The 18,430-nt window shown below is 70.3% G+C and carries 19 protein-coding genes; 13 read left to right on the top strand and 6 right to left on the bottom strand.

Annotation, left to right across the window (positions count from 1 at the left end; all coding sequences use genetic code 11):
- Positions 1-26 precede the first annotated feature (26 nt).
- On the bottom strand, positions 27-614 hold the full coding sequence (locus ABZX11_RS09305) for a dihydrofolate reductase family protein (protein ID WP_176174467.1): 588 nt from the start codon (positions 612-614) through the stop codon (positions 27-29).
- 90 nt (positions 615-704) lie between these two features.
- Between ABZX11_RS09305 and ABZX11_RS09300 the strand changes: the two genes are divergently transcribed.
- Positions 705-1,160 carry a helix-turn-helix domain-containing protein gene (locus ABZX11_RS09300; RefSeq protein WP_176174468.1) on the top strand — a complete coding sequence of 152 codons (456 nt, stop codon included), beginning with the start codon at positions 705-707 and terminating at the stop codon, positions 1,158-1,160.
- Here the strand turns inward: ABZX11_RS09300 and ABZX11_RS09295 are convergent.
- Positions 1,157-1,738 carry a TetR/AcrR family transcriptional regulator gene (locus ABZX11_RS09295; RefSeq protein ID WP_176174469.1) on the bottom strand — a complete coding sequence of 194 codons (582 nt, stop codon included), beginning with the start codon at positions 1,736-1,738 and terminating at the stop codon, positions 1,157-1,159. The genes ABZX11_RS09300 and ABZX11_RS09295 overlap by 4 nt on opposite strands.
- A gap of 95 nt (positions 1,739-1,833) precedes the next feature.
- Here ABZX11_RS09295 and ABZX11_RS09290 point away from each other — a divergent pair, with 95 nt between their 5' ends.
- From ABZX11_RS09290 to ABZX11_RS09260, 7 genes are all read left to right on the top strand, one after another.
- Entirely contained in the window at positions 1,834-4,260 is a 2,427-nt protein-coding gene (locus ABZX11_RS09290) for a glycoside hydrolase family 3 C-terminal domain-containing protein (protein ID WP_176174470.1), read from the top strand.
- A 153-nt stretch (positions 4,261-4,413) separates the two neighbouring features.
- Entirely contained in the window at positions 4,414-5,316 is a 903-nt protein-coding gene (locus ABZX11_RS09285; RefSeq protein WP_354911335.1) for a GNAT family N-acetyltransferase, read from the top strand.
- 103 nt (positions 5,317-5,419) lie between these two features.
- The gene (locus ABZX11_RS09280; RefSeq protein ID WP_254897101.1) at positions 5,420-5,818 is read left to right on the top strand and encodes a hypothetical protein; all 399 of its coding nucleotides are present in this window, start codon (positions 5,420-5,422) and stop codon (positions 5,816-5,818) included.
- Positions 5,819-5,849: 31 nt separating this feature from the next.
- On the top strand, positions 5,850-7,469 hold the full coding sequence (boxC, locus tag ABZX11_RS09275) for a 2,3-epoxybenzoyl-CoA dihydrolase (RefSeq protein WP_354911331.1): 1,620 nt from the start codon (positions 5,850-5,852) through the stop codon (positions 7,467-7,469).
- Between the two features lie 5 nt (positions 7,470-7,474).
- Positions 7,475-8,896 carry a benzoyl-CoA 2,3-epoxidase subunit BoxB gene (gene boxB, locus ABZX11_RS09270; RefSeq protein ID WP_354911328.1) on the top strand — a complete coding sequence of 474 codons (1,422 nt, stop codon included), beginning with the start codon at positions 7,475-7,477 and terminating at the stop codon, positions 8,894-8,896.
- 8 nt (positions 8,897-8,904) lie between these two features.
- A complete protein-coding gene (locus ABZX11_RS09265) occupies positions 8,905-10,449 on the top strand; it encodes a benzoate-CoA ligase family protein (protein ID WP_354911326.1) in 1,545 nt (514 codons plus the stop codon).
- On the top strand, positions 10,446-11,300 hold the full coding sequence (locus tag ABZX11_RS09260; RefSeq protein ID WP_354911323.1) for an amidohydrolase family protein: 855 nt from the start codon (positions 10,446-10,448) through the stop codon (positions 11,298-11,300). The genes ABZX11_RS09265 and ABZX11_RS09260 overlap by 4 nt, the downstream gene beginning before the upstream one ends.
- 57 nt (positions 11,301-11,357) lie before the next feature.
- Here ABZX11_RS09260 and ABZX11_RS09255 read toward each other — a convergent pair whose 3' ends face one another.
- Together ABZX11_RS09255 and ABZX11_RS09250 are read right to left on the bottom strand one after the other, a co-directional pair.
- The gene (locus ABZX11_RS09255; protein ID WP_176174477.1) at positions 11,358-11,738 is read right to left on the bottom strand and encodes a VOC family protein; all 381 of its coding nucleotides are present in this window, start codon (positions 11,736-11,738) and stop codon (positions 11,358-11,360) included.
- A 48-nt stretch (positions 11,739-11,786) separates the two neighbouring features.
- Positions 11,787-12,233 carry a MarR family transcriptional regulator gene (locus ABZX11_RS09250; RefSeq protein ID WP_176174478.1) on the bottom strand — a complete coding sequence of 149 codons (447 nt, stop codon included), beginning with the start codon at positions 12,231-12,233 and terminating at the stop codon, positions 11,787-11,789.
- 100 nt (positions 12,234-12,333) lie between these two features.
- Between ABZX11_RS09250 and ABZX11_RS09245 the strand changes: the two genes are divergently transcribed.
- Together ABZX11_RS09245 and ABZX11_RS09240 are read left to right on the top strand one after the other, a co-directional pair.
- Positions 12,334-13,473, top strand: coding sequence for a dipeptidase (locus ABZX11_RS09245; protein ID WP_176174479.1), 1,140 nt, complete (start codon positions 12,334-12,336; stop codon positions 13,471-13,473).
- 46 nt (positions 13,474-13,519) lie between these two features.
- A complete protein-coding gene (locus tag ABZX11_RS09240) occupies positions 13,520-13,945 on the top strand; it encodes a lipopolysaccharide assembly protein LapA domain-containing protein (RefSeq protein WP_176174480.1) in 426 nt (141 codons plus the stop codon).
- On the opposite strand, the gene ABZX11_RS09235 is transcribed toward ABZX11_RS09240, so the two are convergent.
- The gene (locus ABZX11_RS09235; RefSeq protein WP_354911318.1) at positions 13,942-14,763 is read right to left on the bottom strand and encodes a maleylpyruvate isomerase family mycothiol-dependent enzyme; all 822 of its coding nucleotides are present in this window, start codon (positions 14,761-14,763) and stop codon (positions 13,942-13,944) included. The genes ABZX11_RS09240 and ABZX11_RS09235 overlap by 4 nt on opposite strands.
- A gap of 83 nt (positions 14,764-14,846) precedes the next feature.
- Here ABZX11_RS09235 and ABZX11_RS09230 point away from each other — a divergent pair, with 83 nt between their 5' ends.
- Together ABZX11_RS09230 and ABZX11_RS09225 are read left to right on the top strand one after the other, a co-directional pair.
- Positions 14,847-15,638 (top strand): Abi-alpha family protein, encoded by a 792-nt coding sequence (locus ABZX11_RS09230; protein ID WP_176174482.1) that lies wholly within the window; start codon positions 14,847-14,849, stop codon positions 15,636-15,638.
- A gap of 4 nt (positions 15,639-15,642) precedes the next feature.
- Complete coding sequence (locus tag ABZX11_RS09225; protein ID WP_176174483.1) at positions 15,643-16,878, top strand: DUF445 domain-containing protein; 1,236 nt, start codon at positions 15,643-15,645, stop codon at positions 16,876-16,878.
- On the opposite strand, the gene ABZX11_RS09220 is transcribed toward ABZX11_RS09225, so the two are convergent.
- Positions 16,875-17,234 carry a helix-turn-helix domain-containing protein gene (locus tag ABZX11_RS09220; protein WP_354911315.1) on the bottom strand — a complete coding sequence of 120 codons (360 nt, stop codon included), beginning with the start codon at positions 17,232-17,234 and terminating at the stop codon, positions 16,875-16,877. The genes ABZX11_RS09225 and ABZX11_RS09220 overlap by 4 nt on opposite strands.
- Before the next feature lie 115 nt (positions 17,235-17,349).
- Between ABZX11_RS09220 and ABZX11_RS09215 the strand changes: the two genes are divergently transcribed.
- Positions 17,350-18,336, top strand: a complete 987-nt coding sequence (locus ABZX11_RS09215) for a zinc-dependent alcohol dehydrogenase family protein (protein WP_354911312.1) — start codon at positions 17,350-17,352, stop codon at positions 18,334-18,336.
- The last annotated feature ends 94 nt before the right edge of the window (positions 18,337-18,430 follow it).

Raw genomic sequence — 18,430 nt, 5'->3', positions numbered from 1 at the left:
GGTGGGCTCCTTGCTGGGTCGGGGGATCAGGCGACGGTGTAGTGGAGGTGGGTGACGCCGGGCGCGGCCACGGCCTCGACGAGGTTCAGCCGCACGTGCGACGGCAGCTCCCGGAAGAACGACCGGCCGCCGCCGAGCAGGACCGGGACCTGGTGCAGCACGACCTCGTCGACCAGGCCGGCCTGCAGGGCCGAGGCCAGCACGCCGCCGCCCATCAGGCCCACGTCCTTGCCGCCGGCGGCCTCGCGGGCCGCCGCGATGGCGTCTTCGACGTTGCCGACGAGCGTCTGCCGCTCGGTCAGCTCCGGCGCGGGCCGGTGGCTGACCAGGAACAACGGGGCGTCCGGGTGCGGGCTGCCGCCGCCGAAGTGCTCCGAGTCCTCGTAGGTGTTGCGGCCGGCCACGACCGCGCCGACCCGGCTGGCGAGCGAGTCGAAGACGCGGGCGCTCGGCGCGCTGAGCTGGAAGAAGCCGAAGACCTGGCTCGGGGTGTCCCCGCCGGAGTACCAGTCGAAGAGCGTGCCGCCGTCGCCGAGGCCCTGGCCGGGGCGGGCGCCGCGGCCGGTGATGTAGCCGTCGACCGACACGGCGTGGGCGCTGAAAACCTTGCTCATCGGGGCATTCCCTTCTGGGTTCCTTCAGGAGACTCCGGAACCGTAGCAGTTTAAGTTCCTTGAGGGAACCCTGAGTGGTAAACTCGTGCCATGCAGCGCACGAACTTCAGCGAACTGGCCGCGTGTTCGATCGCGCGCACGCTCGACGTGATCGGCGAACCGTGGTCACCGCTGATCCTGCGGGACGTGTGGGCCGGGCTGAACCGGTTCGAGCAGCTCCAGTCGGACCTCGGCATCTCCCGCAAGGTGCTCACCGAGCGGCTCAACCACCTGGCCGACCAGGGCATCCTCGAGCGCCGCCCGTACGACCGCCGTCCGCGCCACGAGTACGTGCTGACCGAGAAGGGCACCGAGCTCGTCGACATGCTGATGGTGATGACCCGCTGGGGCGACAAGTGGCTGGCGGGCGAGGCGGGCCCGCCGGTGCTGTACCGCCACCACGCGTGCGGCGAGATCAGCAGTGTCGACCTGCGCTGCGCGCACTGCGGCGAGCCGATGCACGCAGGCGACGTCGACGTGCTGGCCGGCCCGGGCGCGACCCGCTAGCCGGGCTTGATGCCCAGCAGGGTCAGGAACGTGCGGAACCCGGCCGACATGTCGACTTCCTCCGGGTCCAGGAGCCACTGCAGCTGCAGGCCGTCCAGGATGGCGATGGCCAGTGGGGCCAGCTGCTCCGGTGTCGTTCCCGGTGGGAGCTCGTCGCGGTGGCGCTCCAGCATCTGCGTCATGCCCGCCCGTACCCGGGCGTACCTGTCCTGGAAGTACTTCCTCGCCGGGTGGTCCTCCGTGACGCTGTCCGCCGACAGCACCGTGTACGTCTGGACGATGCCGGGGCGGGTGGCGTTGTAGTCGACCAGGTCCGCCAGCTGGTTCACCGTGATCGACGACGGGTCGCCCGCCGGGGTGTGGCCGAAGTGCAGCAGGTCCCACTCGTCGCGGGTCTCCAGCACCGCCGTCAGCAGGTCTTCCTTGGTGGGGAAGTAGTGCATCAGCCCCTGCTGCGTCAGCCCCACGCGCTCGGCGACCGCGGCCAGCGACGTGCCTCGGTAGCCGCGCTCGGCGATCACCTCGAACGCCGCTCGGACGATGCTGGCTCGGCGGTCGGCGCCCCTGGCCCGGGTCATGATCCCGAGCCTACGGGACGGAGCGTCACGGAAGCGTAACGTTCACTACTCACCGCCAGGTAAGGTGACGGCAGGACCGATCGCGGAGGATGCCCATGAGCTTCGACGTCGAAGCGCTGCTGGCCGAACTCGACCTGGACGCGAAGGCGAGCCTGCTCGCCGGCCAGGACGTCTGGTCCCTGCCCGCGCTGCCGCGGATCGGCCTCGCCTCGCTGGTGCTCTCCGACGGCCCGGTCGGCGTCCGCGGGACGCGCTGGAGCCCGGACGACCCCTCCGTCACCCTGCCCAGCCCGACCGCGCTCGCCGCGAGCTGGGACCCGCGGCTGGCGGTCGAGGCCGGCCGCCTGCTCGCGCGGGAAGCCCGGCGCAAGGGCGTGCACGTGCTGCTCGCCCCGACGGTCAACCTCCACCGCTCGCCGCTGGGCGGCAGGCACTTCGAGTGCTACTCCGAAGACCCCCTCCTCACCGGGATGATCGGCGCCGGCTACGTCACCGGCGTGCAGGACGGCGGGGTCGCCGTCACGGTCAAGCACTTCGTCGCCAACGACTTCGAGACCGAACGCTTCACCGCCGATGTGCGCGTCAGCGAGCGCGCCCTGCGCGAGCTCTACCTCGCGCCGTTCGAGCTCATCGTCCGGCGCGCGAAGCCGTGGGGGATCATGGCCGCCTACAACAGCGTCAACGGCACGACGATGACCCAGCACGCCGAACTGCTCAACGGCGTGCTGCGCGACGAATGGGGCTTCGACGGCTTCGTCGTCTCCGACTGGCTGGCCGCGCGCGACACCGTCGCCTCCGCCAACGGCGGCCTCGACGTGGCCATGCCGGGACCCCGCACGGTGTTCGGCGAACGGCTCGCCGAAGCCGTTCGCGGCGGCGAAGTCGACGAAGCTGTCGTCGACGCCATGGTCCGCCGCGTGCTCCTGCTCGCGCACCGGACCGGCGCGCTCGGCGGCAGCCCCGCACCCGCGGAGTCCGATGTGGACGGCGACGCGATCGCGCGCGAGCTCGCGCACCGGTCGTTCGTGCTGCTCCGCAACGAAACCGGCCTGCTGCCCCTGCGCGAACCGCAGAGCATCGCGCTCATCGGCGCGCTCGCCGCCGACCCGAAGATCCTCGGCGGTGGCAGCGCCACCGTGTTCCCCGACCACATCGTCTCCCCTCTCGACGGCCTGAAGGCCGCCGTTCCCGCAGGCACCGAGCTCCGCTACGCCCCCGGTGCCGATCCGCGCACGACGTTGCCGGCGGCCACCGACAATTTCCGGCTCCGCGCGACCGCCCGCGCCGCCGACGGCACCGAACTCGCCGAATTCCCCTTGCGCCAGGCCAGGATCGACTGGATCGGCGAACTGCCGTCCGGGCTCGACATCGGCACCCTCGCCTCGGTGGAGATCGCCGGCACGTTCCTGCCCGAGCGCGGCGGCACGCACACCTTCGGCGTCACCGGCCCCGGCGACCTCCGCCTCACCGTCGCCGGCCAGACCCTGTTCGACGGCGTCAACCTGCCCGAGGGCGGGGACATCTTCACGTCGATCATGCAGGTCCACGAGCAGCGGCGGGAGGTCGAGCTGACCGCGGGCGAACCGGTCGACGTCAGCCTGACCTACTGGATCCCCTCGGAGATGGCGGAGTTCGCCAGGGGCACGTTCGCGTGGGTCACCTTCGCGCTCGGCCACCGCGGCCCGGTCCTCGACCCGGACGCCAGCATCGCCGAAGCAGTGGCCCTCGCCGCGAAGTCCGAGGTCGCCGTGGTCGTCGTCGGCACGACCGCCGAGGTCGAAAGCGAAGGCTTCGACCGGACCTCCCTCGCCCTGCCCGGGCGCCAGGACGAACTCGTCGCGAGGGTCGCCGAAGCGAACCGCAACACCGTCGTGGTGGTCAACGCCGGCTCCCCGGTGGAGCTGCCGTGGCGCGAGGACGTCGCCGCGGTGCTGCTCACCTGGTTCCCCGGCCAGGCCGGCGGCGACGCGCTCGCTGACGTCCTCTTCGGCCGCGAAGAGCCAGGCGGCCGCCTGCCGACGACCTGGCCGGCGAAGCTCGAAGACGCGCCCGTCACCGACGTGACGCCCGAAGGCGGCGTGCTCGAGTACAGCGAAGGCGTGTACATCGGCTACGGCGCCTGGGCTCGCACCGACCGGCAACCCGCGTACTGGTTCGGGCAGGGCCAGGGCTACACGACCTGGAAGTACGAAGAGCTCGACGCGTACCCGGACGAAGAAGGTGGCGCGCGCGTCCGGGTCCGCGTACGCAACACGGGAACGCGCAAAGGCCGCGAAGTCGTCCAGCTCTACCTCGTCCCGACCGAGCGCGGCGACCGGCCGCACCGCTGGCTGGCCGGGTTCGCGAGCGTCGAAGCCGGAGCCGGCGAGGCCGTGGAGGCCGACATCGCCGTCCCCGCGCGGGCGGCCGAGGTCTGGAACGACGGCTGGCGGCACATCGCGGGCGAGTACGTCGTCGAGGCGTCGCACTCCTACGCCGAACCGCGGCTGAGCACGCGGGTCGTGCTGCAGAAAATCCGTTGATCACGGCGGGCGGGCACCCCTAAGCTCACGGGAGCACCCTCGACCAGGCGAAAGGAGGTGGGACCGATGATCACGCAACCGATCACGCGCTCCCACCCCGCAGCGAGGGTGCCGGCTGTCTGACCGGGAGCGCGTACTCCCGGAAGGATTACCGTGACCGATCTGGTCATCCGCCCGCTCGAAGCGGGCGAAGAAGCACTGTTCACCTCCCTGCCCGACCGCGGTCTCGTCGGCCGCAAGCTGCTCGGCGACGACTTCGCCGAGATGGCGAAGCGGGGCGAATACCCGCCCGAGCGGGTCTGGGTTGCGCTGCGCGACGGCGTCGTCGTGGCCCGGGCCGCCTGGTGGGCCAAGACCGCCGACGAAGACCCGGTCGCCCTGGACTGGTTCGACTTCACCGACTTCGACGCCGCCGTCCACCTGCTCAAGACCGCGCCCCTGCACGCGGAGTACGCACTCCACACGCCCCCGGCGTGGCAGGACGATCCGGACGTCGCACGCGAAGTGAACGGCCGGGTCGAAGCGGCCGAGAAGGCGGGCTACCGCAAGCTCGTCGAGCGCTACCGCTTCCGCTGGACGCCGGAGAACGGCCTGCCGGAGAAGCCTGGGCGGCTCGAGTTCCGGCCCGAGCCGGACGACGACGTCATCCTCGACGTCTTCAAGCGGGTGCACGTCGGCAGCCTCGACGCGCACGTGCGGAAGACCGTCGAGGAGCACGGCATCGACGCGGCCGCGCAGGAGGACCTCGACATCATGAAGTGGATGCCGGGGCCGCGGGAGTGGTGGCGGCTGGCGTACACGCCCGAAGGCGAGCTCGTCGGTCTCACCCTGCCGAGCCGCAACGTCTACGACCCGGTGGTCGGCTACATCGCCGTGGTGCCGGAGCACCGCGGCCACGGCTACGCCTACGACCTGCTGGTCGAGGCGACGCACGACCTCGTCGGGTACGGCGCGGACCGGATCGTCGCGGGCACCGACGTCGGCAACGTCCCGATGGCCCGGACCTTCGCGAGGGCCGGTTACCCGGTGGCGCAGCACCGCATCGACTTCGTGTGAAACCAGGGGGCGGCCGCGTCTTGTCCGGCGCGGCCGTCCCGCGGTACCGTCGCTAGAGCGATCTATCAAATCGGGGGCCGCGATGGGGTTGACGACACTTCGGGTGATTCTCGGCTTCTCGCTGCTCAGCACGTCGATCCACTACGGGCACAACGCCATCCGGTACGCGGACTACCCGCAGCTCCCGGGTATCAGCCCGCTCGTCGGGGGCATCACCGTCGCCGTTGCCTGGGTGGTCCTGACGGCGTTCGGCTGGCTCGGCTACCGCGCGTACACGCGCGGCCGGTACCACCGGGCGCTGGCGTTCCTCTTGGTCTACTCCCTGGCCGGGATGATCACGCTCGGCCACTTCCTGACCGGCGTTCCGCAGATCCCCGCCTTCTGGTTCGCGACGATCTTCACCGACGCGGCCGCCGGCCTCGCGCTGTGGGCGTTCCTCACCTGGGCCTGGGCCGTGCTCAACCGGGTGACCACCCGAGATCAAGTTTCTACACTTCATTGACGTCCGTCTGACTCATGTAGACAATCGAGGAGTGACCACCACCACACCGGTTGCCTTCGACCGCCGTCCGGACGAGTACCGCCACTGGCGGCTGCGGGTCGACGGGGAGGTGGCCTGGCTGGAGCTGGACGTCGACGAGCAGGGCGGGCTCGTCCCGGGTTACGAGCTCAAGCTCAACTCCTACGACCTCGGCGTCGACATCGAGCTCTACGACGCCACGCAGCGGCTGCGGTTCGAGCACCCCGAAGTCCGCGTGGTCATCGTGACCAGCGCCAAGGACAAGGTGTTCTGCGCCGGTGCGAACATCCGGATGCTGGCCGCGTCGGAGCACCACTGGAAGGTGAACTTCTGCAAGTTCACCAACGAGACCCGCAACGGCATGGAGGACGCCACCGAGCACTCCGGCCAGGTCTACGTGGCCGCGGTGAACGGCACCTGCGCCGGCGGCGGCTACGAAATCGCGCTGGCCTGCGAAAAGATCTTCCTGATCGACGACAACTCCTCGACGGTCGCGCTGCCGGAGGTGCCGCTGCTCGGCGTGCTGCCCGGTACCGGCGGCCTCACCAGGGTCGTCGACAAGCGGCGGGTGCGCCGGGACCTCGCCGACGTCTTCGCGACGCGTCCCGACGGCGTGAAGGGCAAGACGGCGGTCGACTGGCGCCTGGTCGACGAACTGGTGCCCCGCCAGGACTTCCGCGAGAAGGTGCTCGAAAAGGCCCGCGAACTCGCCCGTGAATCCGGCAAACCGGCGGATCGCGGCATCGAGCTGACCCCGCTCGAACATCGCCATGTCGACATCGACGTGGCCGGGGACCAGGCCACGATCACCATCAGGGGCCCGGAGAACGACCCCGGTGACCTGCACGAAGAGGGCGCGAGCGGCTGGTTCCTCGCGATGACCCGTGAACTCGACGACGCCATCCTGCGGCTGCGCACCAACGAGGTCGAAGCCGGCACGTGGATCCTGCGCACCCAGGGCGACCCCGCGAAGGTCCGGGCGCACGAAGAGGCCGTACTGGGCCAGAAGGACTGGCTCGCCAACGAGATCACCCTCTACTTCAAGCGCACGCTCAAGCGCCTCGACGTCACCAGCCGCAGCCTGATCGCGCTCATCGAACCCGGCAGCTGCTTCACCGGCGCGCTGCTGGAGATTGCACTGGCCGCGGACCGCCAGTACATCCTGGACGGCCCGCCGATCGACGATGAGGATTCCGAAGAACGCGCGTCCATCCAGCTCACCGACGCCAACTTCGGGGCGTTCCCGATGGGCAACGGCCTGACCCGCCTCCAGGCCCGCTTCTACGGCGACGACGACCACCTCGCCTGGCTCGCCCGCGAGAAGAACCGCGAGCTCACCCCGGCCGAAGCCCTCGAACTGGGCCTGGTCACCGACGCCCCGGACGACCTCGACTGGGAGGACGAGATCCGGCTCGCCCTCGAAGGCCGCGCGTCGCTTTCGCCGGACGCGCTCACCGGCATGGAGGCCAACCACCGGTTCGTCGGTCCCGAGACCATCGAGACCAAGATCTTCGGCCGGCTGGCGGCTTGGCAGAACTGGATTTTCACCCGGCCGAACGCATCCGGGCCGGAAGGCGCGCTGCGCCGCTACGGTACGGGACAGAAGGCCGTCTTCGACAGGAAGCGGGTCTAGCCCAGATGCCCGAGAAGATCGACTACGACGCCAAGATCCCCAACAACGTCAACCTCTCCGAGGACCGCAGGCTGCAGCGGGCCTTGGAGGGCTGGCAGCCGAAGTTCCTGCACTGGTGGGGCGAGATGGGGCCGACGCTGCAGACCCAGGGCGTCTACCTGCGCACCGCGGTCAGCGTCGGCCGCGAAGGCTGGGCGCACTTCGACCACGTCAACGTCCCCGACTACCGCTGGGGCATCTTCCTCGCCGAGCGCGACCCCGACCGCCGGATCGCCTTCGGCGAGCACAAGGGCGAGCCGGTGTGGCAGCAGGTGCCCGGGGAGTACCGCGCCGACCTGCAGCGGCTGATCGTCATCCAGGGCGACACCGAGCCGGCGTCGGTCGAGCAGCAGAAACTGCTCGGCCTGACCGCGCCGAGCCTCTACGACCTGCGCAACCTCTTCCAGGTCAACGTCGAAGAAGGCCGTCACCTGTGGGCGATGGTGTACCTGCTGCACGCCTACTTCGGCCGCGAAGGCCGTGACGAGGCCGAAGGGCTGCTGCTGCGCAACTCGGGGAGTCCCGACGCGCCTCGCATCCTCGGCGCGTTCAACGAGGAAACCGCCGACTGGCTGGCGTTCTACATGTTCACCTACTTCACCGACCGCGACGGGAAGTACCAGCTCGGCACGCTCAAGGAGTCCTCCTTCGACCCGCTCTCGCGCACCTGCGAGTTCATGCTGAAGGAAGAAGCGCACCACATGATGGTCGGCACCACCGGCGTCGACCGCGTGGTGACCCGCAGCGCCGAGCTGATCCGCGAGCACGACACCTACGACATCGGCCCGCACGGCGGCATCCCGCTGGACGTCATCCAGAAGTACATCAACTTCCACTACACGGTGTCCCTGGACCTGTTCGGCAGCGAGACGTCGACGAACGCGGCGAACTACTACACCGCCGGGCTCAAGGGCCGCTGGCAGGAGACCCGCCGCAAGGACGACCACAAGCTCACCGAGGACGCCCGCACGCTGGAGCGGCCGAACGCCGACGGCACCTGGACCACCGAGGAACTGCAGGCCATCCTGCTGCTGAACCTCGACCTGCGCAGCGAGTACGTCGCCGACTGCCAGACCGGCGTGAAACGCTGGAACAAGATCCTCGCCGACGCCGGGATCGACCACGCGTTCCGCCTGCCGCACCCTGGCTTCAACCGCGAAGTCGGCATAAACTCCGGCCACCACGTCACTCCCGACGGCACCATCGTCGACGAGGCGACCTGGGAGGCGGGCAAGCGCAAGTGGCTGCCCACGACCGAGGACCTCACGTTCGTGCGTTCGCTGATGCACCCGGTGTACGAGCGGGGGAAGATCGCGAGCTGGGTCGCCCCGCCCCGGCAGGGCATCAACGGCAAGCCCATCGACTACGAGTACGTGTACCTGACGTAGGAGGCCTGGTGGCGACAGGGTTCAACGCGGCGGAGTACCTGCTCTCGGCCGGGCGCCCGGACGCGACCGCGGTCGTGTCGCCCCGCCGGTCACTGACCTACGCCGAGCTCGCGGCGGAGTCCCGCCGCGTGGCCGGTGGGCTCGCGGAGCTCGGCGTGCGGCCCGAAGAGCGGGTCATGTTCTGCATGGTCGACGACGTCGAGCTGCTCACCGGCATCCTCGGCGCGATGCTGGCCGGCGCGGTCGCCGTCCCGGTCTCGACCATGGTCACCGGTCCCGAGCTGGGCCAGGTGCTCGCCGACTCGCGGGCGCGCGTGCTGTGCGTGTCGGGGGAGTTCGCCGACCAGGCGCTGACGGCGCTGGCACTGGCCCCCGAGGTCACCGACGTCGTGCTCGACCGCTGCGACGCGGCCGGGTTCGCCGTCCGGACGCACGACTGGCCGTCGCTGGCCGGCCCGGTCCCGAGTGGACGGACGTGGGAAGACTCGCCCGCGCTGTGGCTGTACACGTCCGGGACGACCGGGCAGCCGAAGGGCGCGATGCACCGGCACGCGAGCATCCGCGCGGTCTGCGAGACGTACGCGCGCGGGGTGCTGGGGACGACGTCGGCCGACCGGTTCCTGTCCGTGCCGAAGCTGTTCTTCGCCTACGGGCTGGGGAACTCGTGCTTCTTCCCGCTCGGCGCGGGCGGCACGACGCTGCTCGAGCCTTCGCGGCCGACGCCCGCGTTGTTCGCTTCACGCGCCCGCGAAGAGAAGCCGTCGCTGTTCTTCGCCGTTCCGACGTTCTACGCGGCCTTGCTCGCCAGCGACGTCCCGGACGACTCGTTTTCTTCGGTGCGGTACGCGGTTTCGGCGGGCGAGCCGCTGCCCGCGTCGCTGTTCGAACGGTTCCGCGCCCGCTTCGGGCTGGAGATCCTCGACGGCATCGGGTCGACCGAGGCACTGCACATCTTCCTGTCGAACCAGCCCGGATCGGTGCGTCCGGGCAGCACCGGCGTCCCGGTGCCCGGGTATTCCGTGCAGCTGCGCGACGAAGCCGGGGCGGTGATCGACGCCGCCGGGAAGCCGGGCGAGCTGTTCGTGGCCGGGCCGTCGACGGCGACGGGGTACTGGGCCCGCTACGACGCCACGAAGCTCGTCTTCCAGGGCGAGTGGCTGCGGACCGGCGACAGCTACGTCCGGAACGAGGACGGGACGTTTTCGTGTCTGGGCCGGTTCGGCGACATGCTGAAGGCGGGCGGGATCTGGGTGTCACCGTCCGAAGTGGAGGAACGGCTGCGGCAGCACCCGGCGGTGGCCGAGGTCGCGGTGGTCGCCGCGCCGGACGCCGACGGCCTCGACAAGCCGGTGGCCTGCGTGGTGCCCGCGCCCGGGTTCGCGGTGGACCCGGCCGAGCTGATCGAGTTCTGCCGCGAGGGCCTGGCCGCGTTCAAGCGCCCGCGCGGGGTGGTCGAGCTGGCCGAACTGCCGAAGACGGCGACCGGCAAGATCCGTCGCAACGTGATCCGCGAGCTGGTCCGCGACTCGCTGCGGACGGTACCCAGCCCGTGATCGACGGGCACTTCGTGGTCGACGCCCACGTCCACGCACCGCGGCTGCCGACGCTGAAACCCGCGTGGCTGCAGTGGGCGCACGACTTCGCCGGGGCGTACCCGTGGCGTTCGGTGTATTCGCCTGACGGCACGGTGATCCCGTCCGCAATGGACGAGCTGATGGCGTCCGAAGGTGTTGACCGGGTGTTGTTGTTCTGCGAGTACAGCCCGCGCGCGACCGGGATCCAGCCGATCGAGGACAACCTGCCGCTGGTTGCGTTCAACCCGGAGCGGTTCCGGCTGGTGGCGAACGTGAACCCGTACGTGCACCACCCGGCGGCGGCGGAGGTCGAGCGGCAGCTGGACCTGGGGGCGGTGGCTCTGAAGATCCACCCGGTGCACGGCGCGTTCTCCCCGGCGGACAAGGAGCTGTACCCGGTCTACCAGCTGTGCCTCGACCGCGGGGTGCCGGTGATCCTCCACTCGGGAACGTCGAGCTTCCCCGGCTCCCGCACCAGTTTCGGCAACCCGGAGCTGCTGTCCGATGTGGTCGAAGACTTCCCGGCCCTGCAGTTCGTCTTCGCCCACGGCGGCCGCGGCTGGTGGTACGACGTCGCCGCGTTCCTGGCCCTGGCGCGCGACAACGTCTGGCTCGACCTCGCCGGGCTGCCGCCGAAGAAGCTGCCGGAGTACTACCAGCGCTTCGACCTGCGGCGGCTGGCGGGGAAGTTCGTGTTCGGGACGGACTGGCCGGGCGTGCCTTCGGTGGCCGCGAACGTCCGCACGCTCATCGGGCTGGGCCTGCCGGAGGACGTGCTGAGCGGGGTGCTGTCGGGCAACGCGATCAAGCTGATGCCGTCGCTGGCGTAGGGGTCGCACGCGGGGGTGCCGGTAAAACCGGGCCGGCACCCCCGCGCCCCCAGAGGCTCAGCCCATGACCTCGTGCAGGCAGAGGACGTTGCCTTCGGAATCGGTGAACCAGGCCGCCCGCTCGTTGCCCAGCTGGGCGATGTGGTCGACCGTCTTCAGGCCCTCCAGCTCGAAGTCCTGGAACCGGACGCCGCGGTCTTCGAGGGCCCTGACCTCGGCGGGCAAGTCGCCGACTTCGAAGCTCAGTGCCGTGTTTTCACTCTGGGCGCCCTCCGGCATCGGGCGGAGGCCGATCGCGCCGCCCGCCGCCGCGAAGTACAGGGTGCCGTCCTCGCCACGGCCGGTCTGCTTCAGGCCGAGCGAGTCCGCGTAGAAGTGGCCGGCGCGTTCACTGTCGGTCACCGGAAGCATGGTCGTGATGGTCGATTCGGTCAGCATGGTTCTCATGGTGCGCCGCCGGACGCACCGGGCGTGACCTCTACTTTTTCAACGGTCGGCGTTGAACGCGCGCAGTGTCCGCATCGCTTCGGCGAGTGCCGGGGCGTCCTCGCCGAGCGGGGTCAGCACGATCCGGCGCAGGATGTCCGCCGCCGCCGCGCGGGCCTTGTTCGCCACGTCGAGGCCGTGCTCGGTCAGCGACGCGAACGTGACGCGGCGGTCGTCGGGGCTCGGGATCCGGCAGATCAGGTCGGCCGCCACCAGGCGGTCCGCCACCTTGGTGAACCCGCCGCTGGACAGCGCGGCCTCGGTGGCCAGGCGGGTCATCGGCATCCGGTGCTCGGGCGAGCGCACGAGCCGCAGCAGGATGTCGAACGACGCGGGCGCGAGCCCGAAGCGCTCGGCGATCTCGCCCATCAGCCTGTCCTGGGTGGCCAGGTAGCCCTCGATGACCAGGCCCCACCAGGTGACGATTTCGTCGTCGTCGGTGTCCACGGGGCGTACTCTACCGCAACACCTCGCCGGATTACTTCTTCCACGGAAGATGTCAGCCCGTTTGTACGAACCGTATACCGGACGTCCCTACGATCGGCCGATGACTAACGAGGCACTACAGCGTGCTACCAAACTGCTGGACGCCGTCATCCTCGCCGACGGGCACAACGACCTGCCGTGGGAGCTGCGGCAGCACGGTGGCCCGAACCCGGTCGAGGCGGCCGCGTCGCTCGACCTGACCGTGCGGCAGCCCGCCCTGCACACCGACTTCCCGAAGCTCGCCGACGGCAAGCTCGGCATGCAGTTCTGGTCGGTGTACGTGCCCTGTGAGTTCGAGGGCCACAGTGCCGTGACCGCCGTCCTGGAGCAGGTGGAGGTCGTCCACCAGCTGGTCGAGCGCTACCCCGACCGGCTGCGGCTGGTCACCACCGCGGACGAGGCCGAAGCCGCGTTCGCCGACGGCCGGATCGCGTCGCTGCTCGGCGCCGAGGGCGGGCACAGCATCGCCGAGTCGATCGGCGTGCTGCGGATCCTGCGCCGGCTCGGCGTCCGGTACATGACGCTGACGCACAACTTCAACACCACCTGGGCCGACTCGGGCACCGACGAGCCCGCTCACGGCGGGCTCACCGAGTTCGGCCGCGACATCGTGCGCGAGATGAACAAGATCGGCATGATGGTCGACCTCTCGCACGTCGCGCCCTCGACGATGCGGGCGGCGATCGAGGTCAGCTCGGTGCCGGTGATCTTCAGCCACTCCTCCTGCATCGCCGTGAACGACCACCCCCGCAACATCCCGGACGACGTCCTGGCCATGCTGCCCGGCAACGGCGGCGTCGCGATGATCACCTTCGTGCCCGCGTTCGTCTCGCCGGAGGTCGCGGCCTGGAACGAACGGCTCGAGGCCGCGATGGCCGAAGCCGGCCTGGAGTACCGGAACCTGAGCCTGCGCGGGAAGTTCGTGCAGGAGTGGGACGGCCCGCCGAAGCCGACGGCGACCGTGGAGGACGTCGTCGCGCACGTCGAGCACGCCCGCGAGGTCGCCGGTATCGACCACATCGGCCTCGGCGGCGACTACGACGGCGTCGGCGCGCTGCCGGAGGGGCTGGAGGACACCTCCAAGTACCCGGTGTTGTTCGCGGCCCTGCTCGAGCGGGGGTGGAGTGAGGACGACTGCGCGAAACTGGCCGGCCGGAACACGCTCCGCGTCCTCCGGGAGGTCGACGGCTTCGCCCGTTAGGGGGTTTGAAGCAGCGCACCCCGCGTGCCGGACGGACACTGGGCACATGACGCACGCGCGCGGGGGCGCGGCCGACCGCCCCACCGGTCCCACCCACCACGACCTGCCGGGCACCGAGGTGCCCGAAGGCGCACTGGAACCCGCCGAGCTGCGGGCCGGCGACGTCCGCCCGGGCCCGGAGGAGGTGACGCCGGTGCGGCCGGCGCCGTCCCGGCCCGCACCCGCGAAGATCAAGCGCACCCGGATCAGCGGCACCTGGGTCGCGGTGATCGCCGGCCTGGTCGTGCTGGTCCTGCTGCTGATCTTCATCCTGCAGAACCTGGACTCGGTGACCGTGCACTTCTTCGGCGGCGAGGGCAGCCTGCCGCTGGCCATCGCCATGCTGTTCTCGGCGATCGGCGGGGCGGCGCTGGTCGCGCTGATCGGCGGGGCCCGGATCCTGCAGCTGCGGAAGCAGGCGCGCCGCCGCTAGACGATGATCGACGTCATCCCGAGCACGGTCGCGCAAACGTTTTCGTCCCCGGTCGTCCGCACCCGGCTCAGGTCCGCCGCGTTGCGGGTGCAGAGCCGCCAGAACGTGTCCAGGTCCGTCGTCACCGTGGCCAGCGGCGTGCGGGACGGCGGGGCGCCGCGGTCCAGGACCCAGCCGTCGCGCTCGCGGCGCGCGTACCACTTGCCCTGGCCGGTCACCGTGTAGCCGACCTGCTTGCCGACGCGGGCGTCGACGTCGCGCAGGGTGTGCGGCAGCGCCCGGACGAACGTGTCGGCGATCGGCTCGGCGTACTCCGCCTCCAGCGGCGTGTGCTCCAGGGCCTCGCGGATCTGCACGTGGTGCACCCAGAACTCGGAGTAGTCCCGGGCCGCGTCCAGCCAGCGCGGCGCGGGCTCGTCGCCGGCCCAGCTCACCGGCGGGCCGGGGACGTCGAGGTCCAGCTGCGCCCAGTACTCGGTCGTCTGGCCCATGAACTCGTAGAGCATGGTCAGCAGGACGTCCGTCGAGAGCCGCCGGCACGCGACGACCCATTCGGCGTTGATCCGGTCGATGAACCGGGGGAACGGCTCCCCCGGGCGGGGGGCATCAGCGGCGTGGCCGTCCCGGCCGCGGGACAGCCGGCCGACCTTGTCCCCCAGCAGGTGGGCGGCGACGTCCTTGACCGTCCAGCCGGCGCACATCGTCGGCCGCGTCCAGTCTTCGTCGGTGAGCGCGCCGAGCAGCGTCATCAGCGCTTGCTCTTCTTTGGAGAAGTACGGGAGGACGTCGATCGGCGGGCCCCAGCGCGTCGGACTCATACCCGTATCCAACACGCACATCACACCTCCATTCGGCCTACCCGCAGGTAGCATCACCCGCGTAAGCAGAGGGGAGTCCGCGGGTGAACGCAGAGCGACCGAACGGCCGGGGTGCCGCCGACGACGTGGCCGATCTGGCCCGCCGCGCCGGTCAGCTGGCGGGCTGGGCCGCGCGGACCGGTTTCGCGCTCGGCCGCAAGCTGCCCGGTGTCGAAACCGCCGAACGCGGCGTCCGGCAGGTGGAGCGGCAGCTGCTGACCGAGCTGCGCCGCCGGCTCGACGAGGTGGACGACCCGTACCACGCGGCGCTCACCGCGGCGTCGGCGATGAACCGCGCGGCGGTCCCCGGGAAGGTCGAAGCCACCGTGACGCTGGTGCCGGTGCGCGACAACCACGCCGAGCCGCTGCGCGCGGCGATGGCCGAGCTGCTCAACCACTCGATCGGCTTCGGCCGCGAGCGCGCCCGCGAGTACTTCTACGCGATCATCCTGCGCCAGCTGACGCCGGACGAGGCGCGGATCCTCTCCGCGCTGTCCGACGGCTCGCCGTTCCCCGCCGTCGACGTCGTCGAGCGGACCGGCCTCGGCGGCAACGGCCGGGTCGTGCTGCGCAACGCCTCGACGGTCGGCAAGGCGGCCGGGGTGTCGCTGCCGGACCAGGTGCCCGGCTACGTCACCCGGCTGATCGGGCTCGGCCTGGTCGACCTCGACGAAGAGGTGCCGTCGCTGGAGACGCAGTACGAGATCCTGCTGACCGACGAGACGGTGCGCGAGGCGGAGAAGCACGTCCGGCGCGCGAAGTTCGTCCGGCGCACGATCCACGTCTCGCGCCTCGGCGCGCAGTTCTGGCAGGCCTGCGACCCGAGCTTGGGTTGACCGGATGGGGGCCTTCTTCGCCGGCATCGTCGCCGACTTCGCCCAGCACTGGCCCCTCTACGTCTCGATCCCGGTCGTCGCGGCGCTGATCGGGTACGGCACCAAGCTGGTGGCCATCCGGATGATGTTCCAGCCGGTGGAGTTCATCGGCGTCAAGCCGTTCCTCGGCTGGCAGGGCATCGTCCCGAAGCGCGCGGCCCGGATGGCGAGCATCGCCTGCGACACGATGACCGAGCAGCTGATCAAGCCGGCCGAGGTGGTGGCAAGGCTGGACGCCGGCCGGATCGCCAAGGAGATCGAGAAACCGCTGCTGGCGGGGGTCGAGGACATCGTCCGCGAGGTGGCCGCGCACTACCAGCCGGGGCTGTGGGAGTCCCTGCCGGTCCGGGTGCAGCGCCTGGTGATCGAGCGCGTCCAGCACGAGTCGCCGCGCATGGTCGCCGCGGTGCTCGACCTGATCAAGTCCGATGTGGACAGTGTGTTCGACCTCAAGGGCATGGTGGTCACCAGCCTGGTCAAGGACAAGCGCCTGCTCAACCGGATCTTCCAGGAAGCGGGCGCGAAGGAGTTCAAGTTCATCGCCCGCTCCGGCCTGGTGTTCGGCGGCGCGATCGGCGTGGTCCAGATGGTGGCGTGGGTGCTGTTCAAGTTCCCGCCGATCATGCCGGTGTTCGGCCTGTTCACCGGCTGGTTCACGGACTGGCTGGCGCTGCGCATGATCTTCTACCCGATCGAGCCCCGGAGGTACTTCGGGGTGCAGTGGCAGGGCCTGTTCCTCAAGCGGCGCGCGGAGGTCGCGGAGGCGTACGGGTCCTTGATCGCGAAGGAGATCATCACCCCGCACAACGTGATCGAGGCGATCCTCCACGGGCCGCTGTCGGACCGCGTGCTGGCGCTGATCCAGCACCAGCTCGACCGCGAGCTGGGCAGCGTGGCCAAGCCGCTGCTGGTGTTCGCGGTGGGCAGCCGCAAGTACCAGGAGATGAAGCTGACGATCTCGTCCCAGATCATGTCCCGCCTCCCGGACACGATGCGCTACATCGAGGACTACGCCGCGGACGCGATGGACATCCGCAACGTGCTGGTGTCCAAGATGAAGCAGCTGTCTCCGAGGGAGTTCGAAAGACTCCTGCGGCCGGCTTTCGAGCAGGACGAGTGGATCCTGATCGCGACGGGGGCGGTGCTGGGCTTCGCGGTCGGTGAGGCGCAGGTGCTGATCCTGGAGCACCTGGCGGCCTAGGCGAAGTCGAACGCCCGCCGTGCTTCGGCGACCTTCGCCCGGTGCTTCGCCGCCCACGCCGACAGCGCGTGCAGTGGCTCGTCCAGTTCCGCCGCGTGCGCGGTCATCGTGTACTCGACGCGCGGCGGGACCTCCGGGTACACCTTCCGCGTCACCAGGCCGTTCCGCTCCAGCCCGCGCAGGGTCAGCGACAGCATCCGCCGTGAGACGCCGGTCAGTGCCCGCTCCAGCTCGCTGAACCGGCGGGGTCCCGAACCCAGCTGGACCAGCACGCGGATCGCCCACTTGTCGCCCACCAGGTCCAGGACTTCGCGCAGGGAGCACATCTCCGCGGAAGGGATTTCGCCGTTGTCCACCGTCGTGACCTCTTTCGTAACACGCGTGTGCCGCCGTACCAGGAAAGTGCCGTCTTCCAGCGGGAACGCCACCGGTCCACGATCGATTCCGGCAAGCACCGGAAAGGAACCAGCAATGACGAAGACAGTGCGGTTCGCAGCCGAAGGCGGACCGGATGTGCTGGAGCTCGTGGACGTCGACCTCGGCGAGCCGGGCCCCGGGGAGCTGCGGCTGCGGGTCGAGGCGATCGGGCTCAACCGGGCCGAGGCGATGTTCCGCTCCGGCAGTTACTTCGAACGCCCCGACGCGTTTCCGGCCAAGCTCGGCTACTCCGCGTCCGGAGTCGTCGAAGCACTCGGCGAGGGCGTGACGGGATTCGAAACCGGCGACCAGGTGAGCACGGTGGCGGGCTTCTCGATGCGGGACTACGGCGTCTACGGCGAGGCGGCGATCGTGCCGGCGTCGGCCGTCCTCCGGCGCCCGGACGGCCTCGACGCGGTCGAAACGGTCGCGCTGTGGGGGCCGTTCCTGACCGCGTACGGGGCGTTGGTCGACGAAGGAAAGGTGCGCCCCGGCGACTTCGTGCTGATCACGGCGGCCTCCAGCAGCGTCGGCCTGGCGACGATCGACGTCGCCAACCACGTCGGAGCCATCCCGATCGCCGCCACCCGGACGGCCGCGAAGAAGCAGCGACTCCTCGACGCCGGAGCCGCACACGTGATCGTCACCGACGACGAGGACATCGCCGAGCGCACCCTCGAGGTAACCGGAGGCAGCGGCGCGGAGTTCGTCTTCGACGCCGTGGCCGGAGAGGGCGTCCGCAAGCTGGCGGCGGCCACGGCCAAGGGCGGAACGCTCGTGGTCTACGGCGCACTCGACACGAAGGAGACCCCCTTCCCGCTGTGGTTCGTGCCGACGATGAGGTTGTTCAACGCTTTCGACCTCACCCTGGACCCATCCCGGCTGGCTCGAGCGGAACACTTCGTCCGAGCCGGAGTCCGGGCGGGAACGTTCCGGCCCCGCGTGGACCGCACGTTCGACCTCACCGACATCGCGGGCGCACACCGCTACCTGGAGGCCAACGGCCAGTTCGGCAAGGTGGTGGTCACCACCGGCGGCTGAGCGGGTGAACAAATCCACCCGAACGGCCGTACCCGCGGACGTATCCCCGGGGTCACCCTTCGCCTCTACTCTGCGTCGGGAAGACGGGAGACTC

This window comes from Amycolatopsis sp. NPDC004169 (genome assembly GCF_040610315.1).
Classification (GTDB): Bacteria; Actinomycetota; Actinomycetes; order Mycobacteriales; family Pseudonocardiaceae; genus Amycolatopsis.
Note: the sequence above shows the minus strand (reverse complement) of the source record. Positions and strands in the feature narration are given on the sequence as shown.

Excerpts from the sequence above, each read along its gene's own strand:
- ABZX11_RS09305 (WP_176174467.1), bottom strand. The coding sequence starts at position 614 with ATGAGCAAGGTTTTCAGCGCCCACGCCGTGTCGGTCGACGGCTACATC.
- ABZX11_RS09300 (WP_176174468.1), top strand. The coding sequence starts at position 705 with ATGCAGCGCACGAACTTCAGCGAACTGGCCGCGTGTTCGATCGCGCGC.
- ABZX11_RS09295 (WP_176174469.1), bottom strand. The coding sequence starts at position 1,738 with ATGACCCGGGCCAGGGGCGCCGACCGCCGAGCCAGCATCGTCCGAGCG.
- ABZX11_RS09290 (WP_176174470.1), top strand. The coding sequence starts at position 1,834 with ATGAGCTTCGACGTCGAAGCGCTGCTGGCCGAACTCGACCTGGACGCG.
- boxB (WP_354911328.1), top strand. The coding sequence starts at position 7,475 with ATGCCCGAGAAGATCGACTACGACGCCAAGATCCCCAACAACGTCAAC.
- ABZX11_RS09255 (WP_176174477.1), bottom strand. The coding sequence starts at position 11,738 with ATGCTGACCGAATCGACCATCACGACCATGCTTCCGGTGACCGACAGT.
- ABZX11_RS09245 (WP_176174479.1), top strand. The coding sequence starts at position 12,334 with ATGACTAACGAGGCACTACAGCGTGCTACCAAACTGCTGGACGCCGTC.
- ABZX11_RS09240 (WP_176174480.1), top strand. The coding sequence starts at position 13,520 with ATGACGCACGCGCGCGGGGGCGCGGCCGACCGCCCCACCGGTCCCACC.
- ABZX11_RS09235 (WP_354911318.1), bottom strand. The coding sequence starts at position 14,763 with ATGAGTCCGACGCGCTGGGGCCCGCCGATCGACGTCCTCCCGTACTTC.
- ABZX11_RS09225 (WP_176174483.1), top strand. The coding sequence starts at position 15,643 with ATGGGGGCCTTCTTCGCCGGCATCGTCGCCGACTTCGCCCAGCACTGG.
- ABZX11_RS09215 (WP_354911312.1), top strand. The coding sequence starts at position 17,350 with ATGACGAAGACAGTGCGGTTCGCAGCCGAAGGCGGACCGGATGTGCTG.